Annotated in this window: 12 protein-coding genes; 10 read left to right on the forward strand and 2 right to left on the reverse strand. The window is 67.2% G+C overall.

What is annotated here, in order from left to right; genetic code table 11:
* The first annotated feature begins 3 nt into the window (after positions 1 to 3).
* From LF41_RS04795 to radA, 10 genes are all read left to right on the forward strand, one after another.
* A complete protein-coding gene (locus LF41_RS04795) occupies positions 4 to 1,482 on the forward strand; it encodes an asparagine synthase-related protein (protein WP_084073388.1) in 1,479 nt (492 codons plus the stop codon).
* On the forward strand, positions 1,479 to 2,882 hold the full coding sequence (locus LF41_RS16665) for an asparagine synthase-related protein (protein ID WP_036166669.1): 1,404 nt from the start codon (positions 1,479 to 1,481) through the stop codon (positions 2,880 to 2,882). The genes LF41_RS04795 and LF41_RS16665 overlap by 4 nt, the downstream gene beginning before the upstream one ends.
* Entirely contained in the window at positions 2,879 to 3,958 is a 1,080-nt protein-coding gene (locus tag LF41_RS04805) for a right-handed parallel beta-helix repeat-containing protein (protein ID WP_161786916.1), read from the forward strand. Before LF41_RS16665 ends, LF41_RS04805 begins: the two co-directional genes overlap by 4 nt.
* A 209-nt stretch (positions 3,959 to 4,167) precedes the next feature.
* Positions 4,168 to 5,316: a glycosyl hydrolase family 28-related protein gene (locus LF41_RS16040; RefSeq protein WP_052116147.1), complete on the forward strand. Its 1,149-nt coding sequence runs from the start codon at positions 4,168 to 4,170 to the stop codon at positions 5,314 to 5,316.
* 152 nt (positions 5,317 to 5,468) lie between these two features.
* The gene (locus tag LF41_RS04815) at positions 5,469 to 6,821 is read left to right on the forward strand and encodes a lipopolysaccharide biosynthesis protein (protein ID WP_052116148.1); all 1,353 of its coding nucleotides are present in this window, start codon (positions 5,469 to 5,471) and stop codon (positions 6,819 to 6,821) included.
* Positions 6,822 to 6,856: 35 nt separating this feature from the next.
* A complete protein-coding gene (locus tag LF41_RS04820; protein WP_036166674.1) occupies positions 6,857 to 8,035 on the forward strand; it encodes a hypothetical protein in 1,179 nt (392 codons plus the stop codon).
* Entirely contained in the window at positions 8,032 to 9,186 is a 1,155-nt protein-coding gene (locus LF41_RS04825; protein WP_036166677.1) for a glycosyltransferase family 4 protein, read from the forward strand. The genes LF41_RS04820 and LF41_RS04825 overlap by 4 nt, the downstream gene beginning before the upstream one ends.
* Before the next feature lie 19 nt (positions 9,187 to 9,205).
* Positions 9,206 to 9,973 (forward strand): YdcF family protein, encoded by a 768-nt coding sequence (locus LF41_RS04830; RefSeq protein ID WP_036166680.1) that lies wholly within the window; start codon positions 9,206 to 9,208, stop codon positions 9,971 to 9,973.
* A 127-nt stretch (positions 9,974 to 10,100) separates the two neighbouring features.
* Positions 10,101 to 11,174 carry a polysaccharide biosynthesis/export family protein gene (locus LF41_RS04835; protein WP_338037844.1) on the forward strand — a complete coding sequence of 358 codons (1,074 nt, stop codon included), beginning with the start codon at positions 10,101 to 10,103 and terminating at the stop codon, positions 11,172 to 11,174.
* 264 nt (positions 11,175 to 11,438) lie between these two features.
* Positions 11,439 to 12,836 (forward strand): DNA repair protein RadA, encoded by a 1,398-nt coding sequence (radA, locus tag LF41_RS04840; RefSeq protein WP_036166683.1) that lies wholly within the window; start codon positions 11,439 to 11,441, stop codon positions 12,834 to 12,836.
* 22 nt (positions 12,837 to 12,858) lie between these two features.
* Here the strand turns inward: radA and LF41_RS04845 are convergent, their stop codons facing one another.
* Together LF41_RS04845 and LF41_RS04850 are read right to left on the reverse strand one after the other, a co-directional pair.
* A complete protein-coding gene (locus LF41_RS04845) occupies positions 12,859 to 14,427 on the reverse strand; it encodes a DHA2 family efflux MFS transporter permease subunit (RefSeq protein ID WP_036166685.1) in 1,569 nt (522 codons plus the stop codon).
* 9 nt (positions 14,428 to 14,436) lie between these two features.
* Positions 14,437 to 15,618, reverse strand: coding sequence for an HlyD/EmrA/EmrK family protein (locus LF41_RS04850; protein WP_036166688.1), 1,182 nt, complete (start codon positions 15,616 to 15,618; stop codon positions 14,437 to 14,439).
* Positions 15,619 to 15,632: the final 14 nt, after the last annotated feature.

The following is a 15,632-nucleotide window of genomic DNA, read 5'->3' on the forward strand; positions in this document are numbered from 1 at the left end:
CCCATGAATGCAACCACGACAATCGACGCGCGCACGCTTGCATCCCCGGTGGACACCTACCGCGGCCCGATGCAGATCACGATGTCGCCGTATTACGGCCGCCCGGATTTCTCCGGGTTGGTCGGTTCCCAGTCCCCCGCGCGCAATATCGATTTCATTTCCGTCGCCGACATCCTGCGCAACGCTTTCGTCTTCCCGCCGCACTCGATCTTCGAGGACATCAAGCTGGTGACCTTCGGGTTCTCGCCGTCGCAGGACATGCACGCGGCGCCGGAATTCCATTTCAAGTTCCGCGACTCGGGCAAGCGCGGCGAAACCGACGGCCGCCCCGACCACGACTTCGACTGGGTCGGCACGTACCACCGCCTGCTGTGCGAAGCGGTGTCCGAGTCCACGCGCGACGTGGCGTCCCCCTGGCTGCTGCAAAGCGGCGGCAAGGATTCGACGACGCTCGCCATCGCGGTGGCCGACGCGCGCCCCGACGCCACTTGCATCACGTATCTCGGCGGCCGGGAAGAGAACGAAATCGATTCGGCCACCTTCGTCGCGCGCACGCTCGGGCTGCGGCACGAAACGTTGATGTGCGATCCGGGGCGCGCCTACGACCGGTATCTCGCCATCGCCGATCGCATGCCGCTGCTCACCGCGGACTTCGCGCTGCTCTCGTACGTGGACCTGGCGACCGAGATTTCCGGCCGCGGCGGTGACGGCGTGATCGATGGCCTCGGCGCCGACAGCTACTTCGGCACGCCGATGTCGCGGCAGCAGCGCACCCTGATGCGCCTTGCGCGCGGCGTGCGCCTGCCATCCACGGTCTCCGAGCTACCGCTGGTCTCCAGCAGCTTCGAACTCTGCTTTTTGCTGGGCACACTGCAAATGACGTCCATCGAACGGGTGTTCCCCGGTTCGCGGTTCACGGACGCGGAGGTCGATGCGCTGTTCGGCAAGCCGGTGTCGCAGGCCTCGCGGGCGCGGCTGCAGCCGTTCCTGGCGGAGATCGCGTCGGCCCAGAGCCTCGACGAGTGGCGCGACATGTCGACGTCGATCGCCGGTTCGGCCGGTGCGTTCGCGAAGGGGCTGTACACGTGCAGCGCATTGGGCATGCACGCGTCCTATCCGTTCTGCGATGTGCGTTTCAGGGAGTGGGTGTATCGCGAAGTCCCTCCGCACGAAATGATCGATCCGCAGACCAGGATGAACAAGGTGCTCGTCCGCAAACATATCGCCACGCGTTTCCCGGAACTGCCGTACGTGAAGAAGAAGGGCAGCTTCCGCTTCGACGTGCGCGGCCTGGCCGAAAAGCGCTTCGACACCGTCCACGATTTCGCGGTGCAGGCGCGCGACGTGCTGCCCGGCGCCGTGACGTGGCTCGAACGCAATCGCCATCGCCTCGGCAACAAGTACCACGCCTCCAAGTTCTACCTGTTGGCGGTGGTGCTCCCATGGATCCAGTTGCATCGCACCCGCCCGACGCCGCCGTGACCCTCGTGATCCCGCAACCCATGCAGGCGGTTTCGATGCCGCCGATCCCGGCGCACCTCGGTGCTCGCCGCATCGACGATGTGTCCGTGGCGGACGTGTTGCGGAACGGCTTCGTGTACCCGCCCCATTCGATCTTCGAAGGGCAGGACATGCAATCGCTGTCGGCGAACCTCGCCGGCCGCGATCCCGCCGGCGAGACCGCGTACGAGTTCCGCTGGCGCGACAGCGGCAAGCGCCGCGACGCCAAGGCCACGCCGTCGAAGGATTGGGTCGACGCGTATCACACGCACCTGTGCCAGGCGATCGAGCACAGCTGCGCGACGATGCGCGGCCCGTGGTCGCTGCAAAGCGGCGGCAAGGATTCGACGACGATGGCGATCGCGCTCGCCGACGTGCGCCCGGACACCACGTGCATCACGTACCTGGGCGGCGTGGAAGAGAACGAAGTCGAGTCGGCGAAGACCGTCGCCACGACGCTCGGCCTGCGCCATGAAGCGTTGGTGTGCGATCCGGCGCGCGCGTACGACCGTTACCTGTCGGTCGCCACGAAGATGCCGTCGCTGACGGCGGATTTCGCGTTGCTCTCGTACGTGGACCTCGCGTTCGAGATCCAGGCCAGCGGCGGCGACGGCATGGTCGATGGGCTCGGATCCGATACGTATTTCGGCATTCCGGTCAATTCGCAGTACAAGGTGCTCAAGTGGCTCGCGCGCGGCATCCGCCTGCCGGCGATGGCCACGGAACTGCCGTGGGTGAGCAACAACTTCGAGCTGTGCTTCGCGCTCGGCACGTTGCAGATGAACGCCGTGGAGCGCGTGTTCCCCGGCTCGCGCTTCACCGATGGCGAAGTCGATGCGCTGTTCGGGCGCGACATCTCGCGCAAGTCGCGCGACCGCCTGGTGCCGTTCCTCTCGGAGATCCGCTCGGCGACCAGCGCGGAGGAATACCGCGTGTTGTCGCTGTCCATCGCAGCGGCCGCCGGCGGTTTCGCGAAGGGCATCTACACCGCCGAGGCCACCGCGCTGAAGATCGCGTACCCGTTCTGCGACCCGCACTTCTGCGACTGGGTCTACAACGAGGTGCCGGCCGAACTGCAGATGGACCCGGTGACGGGCATGAGCAAGGTGCTCGTGCGCCAGCACATCAAGACGCGCTTCGACAATCTGCCGTACGTCGCGCACAAGGGCAGCTTCCGTTTCGACGTGCGCGGGCTTGCGAAGTCGCGCTTCGACGCCGTGCATGCGCAATCGCGCGAAGCGCGCCACATCCTGCCGGGCGCGACGCACTGGCTGGAGCGCAATCGCACGCGCATGGACAACAAGTACCACGCTTCCAAGTTCTACCTGCTCGCCGTCCTGCTGCCATGGTTGACCGGCCGCGCGGACGCGGGGAAGGCATGACCCTGAAATTTTCGCGACGTTCGGTGCTCGCACGTGGTGCAGCGACCGGCATGATGCTCGCCCTGGGGGGCGGGGCGCTCGCGAAATCCCTTCGCGCGGTGAGCGTGCGCGCCTTCGGCGCGCAGGGCGACGGCGCGCATGACGACACGCAAGCCTTCCAGGACGCCATCGACTCGCTGCGCGACGGTGGCACCGTCGATGTACCCAGCGGCATCTATCGCATCGATCCGCTGCGCAGCGTGCGCCTGCGCAGCGGCATTCATTTGAAGATGGCCCGCGGCGCCGAGCTGCATGCGATCCCGAACGCCGCCCCGCGCGCATACGTGCTGCTCGTGCAGGCGGTGCAGGACGTGCGCATCAGTGGCGGGCGCATCGTCGGCGATCGCGACCGCCACCTGGGCACCGACGGCGAATGGGGCCACGGCATCGCGATCTACGACGGGCGCAACATCGTCGTGCGCGACATGCAGATTTCGCGCTGCTGGGGCGACGGCATGTCGATCGGCGGCAAGAAGCGCAGCAAGACCGACCTGCGCCCGAGCATGGATGTCGAAGTCGCCAACGTGAAGTTCATCGGCAATCGCCGCCAGGGCCTGACCGTCGGCCGTTCGCGCCGTGTGTGGGTGCACGATTGCGAGATGTCCGATACCGGCGGCACCGCACCGATGGCCGGCATCGATGTCGAACCCGACAAGGGCGACATCGCGAAGGACGTGCGCATCGAACGATGCCTCGTCCGGCGCAACCGCGGGCCGGGCATCCAGGTGTGGCACGACACGCACGACGTGCTGATCCGCGATTGCACCATCGAGGACAACCGCAACCCGGGCATCCTCGCGGTGGGCGCGAACGGGCTGTCGATCCGCAACAACCGCATCCGCGACAACGCCAAGGTCGGCATCGCCCTGCGCAAGCAGTCGCGTGGCGTCGACATCGCCGGCAACACCTTCGCCGACAACGCGCCGGGCCGCCCGCGCAAGGCGACCTTCGGCAAGGACCCGCGCTGGGCCCACCACCTCGAAGTGGCCGCCGACGCCTACCTGCCGAAGGTCTCCGCCGACAACCGCCTGGACTGAATCCTCGCCTGAGGTTTGCGCAGGTTGCGGAGAAGGTCACGGTCGAAGGGGTTCCAAGCCCCCGCCTGGACCCGCGATTTCCCCCAGTCAGCTCCGTGAATTGGCGGCAGCGTCCACGTTTCTCGAATTCCGCGCGTGTATTCACGCGGAACCGCGCGCCAACATCCGCCCCGCAACGCCATGTGAGCACGGCGTGAAGGGGAGGGGCGATGGACGCACAGGGGAAGGGGATCGCGCGGCGCACGTTCCTGCGCAACGCGCTCGTGGCCGCGGCGCCGGTCGTGCTGGGGAGCACGGTCTTCGGCGCGGCGGCCTCGTCGATGGCGGTCTACCTGCCGGTCGCACGCACCCGGGGGGGCAGCGTGCTCGACGTCCGCGACTACGGCGCGAAGGGCGACGGCATCCACGACGATACGGCGGCCATCAATGCAGCGATCAAGGCGCTGCCGGCCGACGGGGGCACGGTGTTCGTGCCGGCCGGCCGTTACCTGGTCGATGCGGTGAAGTCGATCGTCCTGCGCAGCAACATGCACTTCCGCCTGGATCCGAAGGCGGTGCTGGTCTGCAAACCCAACAACGTCGAGAAGGCGTACGTGGTCTACGCGTACAAGGTCAGCGACGTGGAGATCTCGGGCGGGCAGGTGGTCGGCGACCGTTACTCGCACCTGGGCACGACGGGCGAGTGGGGCCATGCGGTGTTCGTGCGCGGTTCGCAGCGCGTCACCGTGCGCGACATGCGCCTGTCGGATTGCTGGGGCGACGGCATGTCCATCGGCGCCGCGCTCGTCTACGGCGCCGCGCCCATCCCGTGCGAAGACATCGTCGTGGCCAACATCGTCTCGACCAACAACCGCCGGCAGGGCCTGTCCATCGGCCGCGGCACGAACATCACGGTGCGCGACAGCGAGTTCTCCTACAGCAACGGCACCGCGCCGGAGTGCGGCATCGACATCGAGCCGGACGACCCGGGCATCGCCGACCGCGTGTCCATCGAGAACTGCGTGCTCAAGGGCAACAAGAAGTACGGGCTGCTGGCCTACAAGCGCTCGCAGAACACGACCATCCGCCGCTGCACGGTGATGAACAACGGCAGCTGCGGGATCGTTACCGTCGGCAGTACTGCGATGACCATCACGCAGTGCAGCGTCCGCATGAATTCCGCCACCGGCATCTACCTCCAGGACGGCACCAGCGGCTGCGACATCAGCCAGAATACGTTCTACGGCAACTATGCCCGCAACGGCATCGTGGACCGCTCGGACTTCTCGATGTCGGGGTATTCGAGCAAGGTGGAACGCGACATCCTGGTGCGGGGCATCACGTCCAACATCGCGGTGGGCACGAACTACTACAAATAGGTTTCAGAGGACGGAAGGGTTTCGCGCATCGCGCGGGCCCGCCGCGGGGGGAAGCGCTGGGGGGCGCTTCCCCCTTTTTTTTGCCCTGTCCGACCCCGTCTTCACGTACGTGACGATAAGGTCCGCGGAATTGCAGGGGGCTGGTCGTTCAAATGGATTCGGAACAGGCAGGCGCCGTCACGATGGAAAGCCCGTCGCGCGTCGCGCAATGGCTGATGCCCGGTTGGAAACGGGCGCTCAAGACGATCTCGATGTTGGGTGCGGCCACCGCCATCGGCGCGGTGTGCGTGTTCCTGACGCAGACGCTGCTCGCACGCGAGTTGGGGCCGGACGACTACGGCCTGTTCGCCTCGTCGCTCGCCACCGTCACGATGATCGCGCCGCTCGCGGGCTTCGGCCTCGCGCAATTCCGCCTGCGCGTCTATGGCGTGGAAGGATGGGCCGCGCGCCGTTGGATCGCGCCGTCGTTGCGCTTCACCGTCGGCACCTGCGCGCTGGCGATCGCGATCATCGCGGGCTGGGCGTTGTTCGTCGCGCCCGATGCCGACACGCGCTACGACCTGCTCGTGCTGATTCCCATCGTGCTGCACATCCTGACCATCGAGATGTTGAGCACGAAGTACCGTCTCGAAGACCGCTACGCGCGCATGGCCGGATGGCAACTCGCGATCCCGGTGAGCCGTTTGCTCGTCGCCCTTGCGCTGTTGCTCGTGCCGCAACTCACCGGGCGATTCGTCGCGACCAGTTACGCGGTCATCTCGCTCGCGATGGTCCTCTGGGCCTTGCCGCTGCTGCGCTCGGTGATGCGCGGGGAGATCGACCTGCGCGGCCACGGGCCGGAACCTTCGGCGCACGCGCGCGTGCAGGAACCGCGCGTGTCGGAATTGTGGTCGCAGGCCTGGCCGTTCGGCATGGTCGCGATCCTGTATCCGGTGTTCTTCCAGGTCAGCACGATCTTGCTGAAGTACCTCGGGAGCGACAAGCAGGCGGGCTTCTGGGCGATCGGCCTGGCGGTGATGACCGCGATCTACCTGATCCCCGCGACGATCTACCAGAAATTCCTGCTTTCGAAATTGCATCGCTGGGCCGCGCACGACCCGATGAAATTCTGGATGGTCTACAAGCGCGGCAACGTCGGCATGTTCGCGCTGGGAGTCCTGGTCGCCGCGACGCTGGCGGTGGCTTCGCCCTTCGTGATTCCGCTGGTGTTCGGCGAGGCGTATCGCGGCGTGGTCGCGATCCTGCTCGTGTTGTCGTTGTGCCCGCCGATCCGGTTCCTCTCGACCGCCATGGGCTCGGCACTGCTCACCGATTCGCACATGCGCTATCGCGTCTACGCCATGGCCTGGGCCACCGGCGTGGCGATTTTGCTGAATGGCGCCTTGATCCCGGATTTCGGCGTCATGGGCGCCGCATGGGCCACGGTCACCGCGGAACTCGTGCTGCTGGCCGGCACCTGGTACGGCGTGCGCCATTTCCGGCGCGCGAAGGGCGTGCACCCATGACCTCTCGATCACGCCCGGCTCGTTATCAAAACGTCATGACCGACGTTCCCTACGCCGACCTCGCGGCCGAGCACCAGGCGCCGCCTGCCCGCAACAGGCTGGGCAAGGCGAGCGTGTACGCGATCTTCGTGGCGTGGACGCTGTTCGCGGTGTTCATCTACAGCCGTTTCAGCCAGCTCGGCGATGCGAAGGCCTACCTGACGGGCGGCTACGACGAAGAAGCCTCGGCGCGTACGTACTTCGTCACGCAGGTCGCGACCACCGTGGTGAACCTGTTGCGCGTCGACGTGCTCGCGCATCTGGTGTTCTCGCTGTTCGCCGCGAGCGGCGTGGCGTACCTGGTCGGGCAAGCGCGCCTGCATGGCCCGTATCGCTGGCCGTTGCTGGCGATCCTGTTGATCCCGAGCTTCGGCGTGTGGGCATCGGTGGTCGGGCGCGAAGCGCTGTACATCGGATTGCTCGGCTACTTCATGGGCGCGATGGTCGGCTACTTCCGGCAACGATCGACGGCACGCTGGTGGTTCGCGGTGTTGTGCGTCGCCGGCATGATGTTCATCCGGACACCCTTCGGCGCGGCGATGGGGTTGTTCTTCCTGATGGCGTGGCTGGTGCAGCGCGGACCGCGCGTCGGATTGAGCCTCGGCGTGCAGGCGTTGATGCTCGCGCTGCTCGGTGCGGTGGTCGCCATCGCGGTTTGGCCGCAGATCGACGACTACATCGCCAACGATGTGCTGCCCAAGGCGCGCGCGTACTTCACGATCGGTTCCGAAACCACGCGCATGTGGATCAACATCGATACGACCAACGGGTATCTCAGCAGCCTGTGGTGGACCTTGCCGCTCGCGATCGTCGGCCCGACGCCCGCGGAAGTGTTCGCGCGCCCGGTGATGCTGCCGTTCCTGGTCTCGGGCCTCACCGTGTTCTTCCTGCTGCTCTACGCGATCCAGCAAGCCTTCCGCGTTCCTGATCCGGTCGGCCGCAAGATTCTCGTGCTCGCATGGCTGCCGGCGATGCTGCTCACTCTGGTCGCTTACGTGCCGTTCGGCATGTACAACCCAGGATCGGGCATTCGCTACGCATCGTGTTTCCTGCTGTTCCTCGTCTTCCCCTGGATGCTGCGTTCGGTCATGGCTTCGAAAGCGACGGATGTCGCTACGTCGAAACCCTACGTGCCGTACCTGCACCACCATCGTCTGGCGGAGTCCACCCGATGAAATTCGTTTTCTATGCCAACACGGATTGGTATCTGTACAACTTCCGCCTCTCCACCGCGCTGCGCCTGCAGTCCGAAGGGCACGACGTCGTCATGCTGTCGCCGCCCGGCGAGTACGGTGCACGGTTCTCGAACCATGGCCTGCGCTGGATCCAGCTGGCCATGGACCGCGCGAGCCTGAACCCCTTGCGCGAAGCGCAGACGATCAGCGCGCTCACGCGCATCCTGCGCACCGAACGCCCCGACCTGCTGCACAACTTCACGGTGAAATGCGCGATCTACGGTGCGCTCGCCGCGCGCGCGGCACGCGTGCCTGCCGTCGTCAACGCGGTGGCGGGCATGGGCTACGTGTTCGCGAGCGACGCAGTGCTCGCACGCACGTTGCGCCCGTGGGTGAAGCTGCTGATGCGCGGCACGCTCGGCGGCAAACAATCGCGCCTGATCCTGCAGAACCCGGACGACGCCGATGCCTTCGTGCGCGCGCGCCTGGTGCCGCAGCAGCAGATCCGCGTGATCCGCAGTTCGGGCGTCAACCTCGAACGCTTCCTGCCGGTGGATCCCGTCGCCGAACCGCGTCCGCTGCGCGTGCTGCTCGCCGCGCGCCTGCTCTGGGAGAAGGGCATCGGTGAATTCATCGAAGCGGCACGCATGTTGCGTGCGCAAGGCCGCAACATCGAATTCGTCATCGCCGGCTCGCCCGATTCGGGCAACCCGCGTTCGGCGAGCCGCGAACAGGCGCAGGCGTGGGTCGACGAAGGCCTCGTCGATTGGCGCGGGCACGTCGACGACATGCCGACGCTGATGCGTTCGATGGACGTCATCGCGTTGCCGAGCTACTACCGCGAAGGCGTGCCCAAGAGCTTGATCGAAGCTGCCGCGTGCGGCCTGGCGGTCGTCACCACCAATTTGCCGGGTTGCCGCGAAGTGGTGAGCAGCGACGGCGTGGATGGGTTGCACGTCGAACCGCGCTGCGCGCGTTCGCTCGCCGAGAAGCTCGCGCTGCTCGACGACGATCGTCTGCTCGTGCGCCGCCTGGGCGACGAAGCGCGCCGCAAGGCGATGGAACACTTCGACGAGCAGATGGTCATCCGCCGCACGATCGAGGTGTACGACGAGTTGCTGCCACGTCGCCACGCGAGGGCCGCGGCCTGACGCCGCGGCGGCCCGCGTCATGACGTTCCTGCGCGAAATCGTCGTCGCGCTGACGTTTCCGCTGGCGCTGACGCTGGTGTTGCTCCTGCTCGCCTTCGGCGTGCACGCGGTGTTCAAGCGCAAGCGGGTGGCGGTCGCGATCGCCCTGATTGCGGTCGGGTGGTCGGCCTTCTGGTCGCTGCCGCGCAATGCCGAATGGCTGCGCGAATCGCTCGAGGACCGCTATGCCGTGGCGCCGCCGGCTGAAATGCCGAAAGCCGACGCGATCGTGGTCCTCGGAGGTGGGGGCTACACCTGGATCAACCGCCCGGGCGTGACGCTCGATGACCTCAAGTACAGCCGGCTCGCGCAGGGCGCGCGGCTGTACATCGCCGGCCGCGCTCCGCGCGTGATCCTCTCCGGCGGCGGCGAAGGCGTCCGTACCGAGGCACGCAACATGGCGCGCGGCATGCGCAAGTTCGGCGTCCCCGATACCGCGCTTCTGCTGGAGGAGCGCAGCACCGACACGACCACCAACGCGCGCTACTCGGCGCAGATCGCCCGGCGCAACGGCGTGCGCTCGGTGTTGCTGGTCACCTCGGCCATCCACATGCCGCGTGCCAGCGTGCTCTTCCGCGGCGCCGGGCTCGACGTGATCGAAGTGCCCGTGCCCGAGCCACCGTCCGTCCGCGGCGACGGATGGGCCGACCGATGGCTTCCCAGCCCCCGTGCCCTGTGGCGCAGCGGCCGTGCGTTGAAAGAGTACGCAGGCCTGATGGCCGCTTGTTTCGGCAATAAAACCGCGTGAACAACGCCGGGCGACCAAGCCCGGCAGTTTTCACATGACGCGCGCATTCCTGTCCGTAGGCTGCCGCGGACAACCTGAATTCGGCCCGCGCAGGCCTGCGCGGCTTCCCAGCTAGGAGGGCTCCACCTTGAATACCCAACTGACGCGCATCGCAATGCTCGCGATCGCACTGGCACTCACCGGCTGCATCCCGGGCCAGAAGATGTCGGCCAAGGGGCCGTCGACCATCGTCGACAACGGCCAGGAGTTGCAGGTGGTGCCGATCACGGCCGACCTCGTGGCGGCCAAGCGCCAGCCCGTGGTGCTGCCGGCCGAGCTGACGTCGTTCCAGCCGACGGCCTATGAAGTGGCCCCCGGCGACACGCTGATCATCACCGTGTGGGACCACCCCGAACTCACCACGCCGGCCGGCTCCCAGCAGCAGGCGATCACCAACGGCCGCCAGGTCCAGTCCGACGGCACGCTGTTCTACCCCTACGCCGGCAAGGTCAAGGTCGGCGGCATGACGGTGGAGCAGGTGCGCAGCACGCTCGAAAAGCGCCTGGCCCGTTACCTCAAGGATCCGCAGGTCGACGTCAACGTCGTCGGCTTCGGCGGTCGCGTGTCGCTGCAGGGCGCCTTCAGCAATACCGCGCCGCAGGACACGACCACCGTGCCGCAGACGCTGTCGCAGGTGATCGGCCGCGCGGGCGTGGACGTGACCAACGCCAATTTGTCGGGCCTGGTGCTCACGCGCGATGGCCGCAACTACAACATCGACATGGACGCCATCAACCGCGATGGCGTGGCGCAGGACATCTACCTCAAGCCCGGCGATCGCGTGTACCTGCCGTACAACGACCGCAACGAGGTCTACGTGGTGGGCGAAGCGCGCGACCCGAAGGCGATCCCGTTCAAGACCAGCGACATGACGCTGACGCAGGCCCTCGGCCGCGCCGGTGGCCTGAATCCGGAAACCTCGCGGGGCAACGCGGTCTACGTGATCCGCGGCATGGACGACAAGGGCAATCCGGCGGCGGTCTACAACCTCGACGCGACTTCGCCGGCCGCCTTCGCGGTCGCCTCGCGCTTCTCGCTGAAGGCAGGCGACGTCGTGTGGGTCGGCCCGGCCGGTATTACCCGCTGGAACCGTTACATCACGCAATTGCTGCCGTTCTCGGGCCTGATCCGCAACGCGGCCGCGGCCGGGAGCGACCTGTAAGGACAACGTGGGGAAAAAGGGCTGTGCGAACAGCCGGGAACCAATGCTCGCGCGGCGTAAGGGACGGCGCCGCGCGAGACCCCGGGCAGGGACGCCCGGAAGGATTGAGACAGGGACGCGCGCCACGGAGGGCGTACGCAAAGGCCGGGGGCTTCCCCGGCCTTTTTTTATGCGCGGGACATGCGATTGCCCGAGGGCGTGTCGCACGCCGTGGGATTGCAGCGGATACAGTGCGCCATCGCCCACGCACGTGCAGTCCGCAAAATGGCCAAGGTCGCCACCGGCAAGAAGCCCTCCCGTTCCGCCTACGTCTGTACCGAATGCGGCGCCGATTACGCCAAGTGGCAGGGGCAGTGCGACGCGTGCGGGGCATGGAATTGCCTGAGCGAAGTCGTCCTGGAATCGGCGACGGCCGCGGCGCCCGCGGCACGGCGCGGCGGGTGGGCCGGCAAGGTCGACGCCCCGCAGGTCACCGCGCTGCGCGAAGTGCGGCATAGCGAAGAGGCGCGCGTTCCCACCGGTATCGGCGAATTCGATCGCGTGCTCGGCGGCGGCCTGGTCGAAGGCGCGGTCGTGCTGGTGGGCGGCGATCCGGGCATCGGCAAGTCGACGTTGCTGTTGCAGGCGCTTTCGCAGATGGGCGCGACATTGCCCGGCCTGTACGTCACGGGCGAGGAATCGCTCGCGCAGGTCGCCGGCCGCGCGGTACGCCTCGGATTGCCCATCGATCACCTGCACGCGCTCGCCGAAACCGGCGTGGAGCGCATCCTCGAACAAGCCGTCGCGATGCGCCCGAAGGTGATCGTCGCCGACTCCGTGCAGACGTTGTGGACCGAGTCGATCGGCGCGGCGCCTGGGTCCGTCAGCCAGGTGCGCGAGAGCGCCGCGCGCCTCGTGCGTTACGCGAAGGAAACCGGCACCGCCGTGTTCCTCGTCGGCCATGTCACGAAGGAAGGCGGCATCGCCGGCCCGCGCGTGCTCGAACACATGGTCGATGCGGTGCTGTACTTCGAAGGCGAGAGCGGCAGCCGGTTCCGCGTGCTGCGTGCATTCAAGAACCGCTTCGGCGCGGTGAACGAGCTCGGCGTGTTCGCGATGGGCGAGAAGGGGTTGCGCGAAGTGCCCAATCCTTCGGCGATCTTCCTGTCGGGCGGCAGCACCGCGCAGCCCGGGAGTTCGGTGATGGTCACGCGCGAAGGCACGCGTCCGCTGCTGGTGGAAGTACAGGCGCTGGTCGATTCATCGCCGCTGTCCAACCCGCGCCGCGTGGCGGTGGGACTGGAACAGAACCGCCTGGCGATGTTGCTCGCGGTGCTGCACCGCCACGGCGGCGTGGGCGTCGGCGACCAGGACGTGTTCGTCAACGTCGTCGGCGGCATCCGCTTGCAGGAAACCGCGGCGGACCTTCCGGTGTTGCTCGCCGTGTTGTCCTCGCTCCGCGACCGTCCGCTCGCGGAGAAGACCGTCGCCTTCGGCGAAGTCGGCCTCTCCGGTGAAATCCGCCCGGTTCCGAACGGCGAAGAGCGCCTGAAGGAAGCCGCGACGCACGGCTTCAAGCGCGCGATCGTGCCGAAGGCCAATGCGCCGAAGGCCGGAGCTTACAAGGGCCTGGAAGTCATCGCGGTGGAGCGGTTGAGCGACGCGTTGTCGGCTGCGGTCTAGTCCGCGCCGCGCTGCGCGCGGATCAGTGCCCGCCCGCAGCCTCCGCGCTCGGCCCGGCCTTCGCCTGGAACGGTGGCTTGGCGATCCACACGAACGCGATCACGCCGAGGAACACGATGCCGAGCAGGTGGAAGATCTCGTTGAAACCGATCTGCGCGGCCTGGTTGGAGATCATGCGTTCGAGCACCGCCGCGCCGCGTTGCAGGTCGCCGTTGCCCAGGCGGGTGGCGGCCTCGATGGTCGCGGGGTCGTAGGCCGACAGTTTTTCCGTCAGGTGCGCGTGGTGCACGGCGCCGCGTTCGGTCCAGGCGTACGTCGTGAGCGATGCCGCGAACGAACCGCCCAGCGTCCGCATGAACGTCGCGAGCCCGGAACCGGCCGCGATTTCGTGCGGCTGCAGGTCCGACAAGAGGATCTGCAGCACCGGCATGAAGAACAGCGCCACGCCGAAGCCCTGCAACAACTGCACCATCGCGATGTGGTTGAAGTCGACGTCGAGGTTGAATCCGGCGCGCGCGAAACTCGTCAGCGACATCGCGATGAACGCCAGGCTCGCCAGCATGCGCAGGTCGAACTTGTGCGCGTACTTGCCGACGAAGGGCGTCAGCAACACCGGCAGGATGCCGATCGGCGCGGTGGCGAAGCCCGCCCAGATCGGCGTGAAGCCGAGATTGCGCTGCAACCATAGCGGCACGAGGATGCCGACGCTGAAGAACGCCGCGTACGCCACCACCATCGCGATCGTGCCAGCGGTGAAGTTGCGATGGCGGAACAGGCGCAGGTTCACGATCGGGTCCTTGTCCGTCATCTCCCAGATGACGAATACCGCGAGCGAGATCGCCGAGAGGATCGACAGCGCGACGATCAGGTTCGAGCGGAACCAGTCTTCGTCGTTGCCCAGGTCGAGCAGGATCTGCAGCGCGCCCACGCCGAGTACCAGCGTGATCAGGCCGACGTAATCCATCTTCGGCTTTTCCAGCCGCTCGGGGCGTCCCTTCAATTGCCGGCCGACGACGAACGAGGCGAACAGCCCGATCGGCACGTTGATGAAGAAGATCCATTCCCACGAATAGTTGTCGGTGATCCAGCCGCCGAGGATCGGGCCCGCGATGGGCGCCACGACGGTGACCATCGCCAGCAAGGCGATTGCCTGCCCGCGTTTGTGGGGCGGGTAGATCGAAATCAGCAGCGCCTGCGTGATCGGATACATCGGCCCGGCGACGAAGCCCTGCAACGCGCGCGCGGCGACGAGCAGGCCCATGCTGGAGGCCAGGCCGCACAACAACGATGCGACGACGAACAACGCGGTCGCCCACACGAACAACTTGCGCTCGCCGAAGTGGCGCGTCAGCCAGCCGGTGAGCGGCAGCGCGATGGCGTTGCTCACGGCGAAGGACGTGATCACCCACGTCGCCTGGTTCGCGCTGCCGCCGAGGTTGCCGGAGATCGTCGGCAACGAGACGTTGGCGATCGTCAGATCGAGCACCTGCATGAACGACGCCAGCGCCAGGCCCAGCGTCGTCAGCGCCATGTTCGGCGGGCGGAAGGCAGCCTGCGGCATCGGGGCCGCGTTTGCGGTCGTTGCGGACATGGGGGCGATTTAGCCGCGACGGCCCAGGTTGGCCTGCACGATCTTCGCGATGCGCGCGTTGGCATCGGCGAGTTGCTTGGCGTACGCGTCGGTCGTCAGCAGCGGCTTGGCGGGCGGCGCGTCGGCGAGCAGCGCGCCGCCGCGGTCGCGGATCGCCACGTCGGCGTGCATCGACAGCCCCAGGCGCAACGGATGATCCTTCAATTGCGCCGCGTCCACCGAAATGCGCACCGGAACGCGTTGCACGATCTTGATCCAGTTGCCGCTGGCGTTCTGCGCGGGCAGCAGCGCGAAGGCGCTGCCGGTGCCCAGGCCGAGGCTCACGAGATGGCCGTCGAAGCGCACGTCGTCGCCGTAGAGGTCCGAATGCAGTTCGACCGGCTGGCCGATGCGCATGTTCGCGAGCTGCGTTTCCTTGAAGTTCGCTTCCACCCACACCTGCTCGAGCGGGACGACCGTCATCAGCGTGGTGCCGGGCTGCACGCGCTGGCCGAGTTGCGTCGAACGCTTGGCGACGTAACCGGTGACCGGCGCGACGATGGCCATGCGCTGCAGGTTGAGATACGCCGAGCGCAACTGCGCGGCGGCGGCGGCGACCTGCGGCTGGGTCTGCACGGTGGTCGCATCGACCAGTGCGCGATTGCGCGAGAGGTTTTCGTTCGCGCCGGCCAGCGCGGCCTCGGCGGCGGCGAGTTCATCGCGTGCGTGCGCGAGTTCTTCGGCGGCGACGGCGCCCGTGGCCACGAGGCCCGCACGGCGCGCGACGTCCTCGCGGGCCTTCTGCACCGCGACGCGGCGCGCGGTGATGTCGGCCTGGTTCGCTTCGACGGCGCTATACAGGCCGCGCGCCTGGCGCACCGCATTGGCGAGGTTGGCTTCGGCCTGTTCGTAGGCGACGTGCGCGTCGTTCGGGTCGAGCTGCACGAGCACCTGGCCGGCGACGACCTTCATGCCGTCGTCGGCGGCGATGCTGACGACCGTGCCCTGCGACTGCGGCGTGATCGTCACGACGTTGCCCTGCACGTACGCATCGTCGGTGTCTTCGTGCCACCGCGCGACGAGGAAGTACCACAAGGCCCACGCGATGCCGCCGAGGACGACGACGGCGGCGAGGATCATCAGCGCGCGCTTGCGCTTGCTCACCGGCGCGCCGGCCGGTGCGGAAGCATTCGGATTGATTTGCTGGGTCATGGCTGCGGGAAGCG

The organism is Lysobacter dokdonensis DS-58, assembly GCF_000770795.1.
In the GTDB taxonomy this organism is placed as follows: Bacteria; Pseudomonadota; Gammaproteobacteria; order Xanthomonadales; family Xanthomonadaceae; genus Noviluteimonas; species Noviluteimonas dokdonensis.

What these genes read in the sequence shown, in the direction of transcription:
- LF41_RS04795 (WP_084073388.1), top strand. Translation starts at nt 4, where the DNA reads ATGAATGCAACCACGACAATCGACGCGCGCACGCTTGCATCCCCGGTG.
- LF41_RS04805 (WP_161786916.1), top strand. Translation starts at nt 2,879, where the DNA reads ATGACCCTGAAATTTTCGCGACGTTCGGTGCTCGCACGTGGTGCAGCG.
- LF41_RS16040 (WP_052116147.1), top strand. Translation starts at nt 4,168, where the DNA reads ATGGACGCACAGGGGAAGGGGATCGCGCGGCGCACGTTCCTGCGCAAC.
- LF41_RS04815 (WP_052116148.1), top strand. Translation starts at nt 5,469, where the DNA reads ATGGATTCGGAACAGGCAGGCGCCGTCACGATGGAAAGCCCGTCGCGC.
- LF41_RS04820 (WP_036166674.1), top strand. Translation starts at nt 6,857, where the DNA reads ATGACCGACGTTCCCTACGCCGACCTCGCGGCCGAGCACCAGGCGCCG.
- LF41_RS04825 (WP_036166677.1), top strand. Translation starts at nt 8,032, where the DNA reads ATGAAATTCGTTTTCTATGCCAACACGGATTGGTATCTGTACAACTTC.
- LF41_RS04830 (WP_036166680.1), top strand. Translation starts at nt 9,206, where the DNA reads ATGACGTTCCTGCGCGAAATCGTCGTCGCGCTGACGTTTCCGCTGGCG.
- radA (WP_036166683.1), top strand. Translation starts at nt 11,439, where the DNA reads ATGGCCAAGGTCGCCACCGGCAAGAAGCCCTCCCGTTCCGCCTACGTC.
- LF41_RS04845 (WP_036166685.1), bottom strand. Translation starts at nt 14,427, where the DNA reads ATGTCCGCAACGACCGCAAACGCGGCCCCGATGCCGCAGGCTGCCTTC.
- LF41_RS04850 (WP_036166688.1), bottom strand. Translation starts at nt 15,618, where the DNA reads ATGACCCAGCAAATCAATCCGAATGCTTCCGCACCGGCCGGCGCGCCG.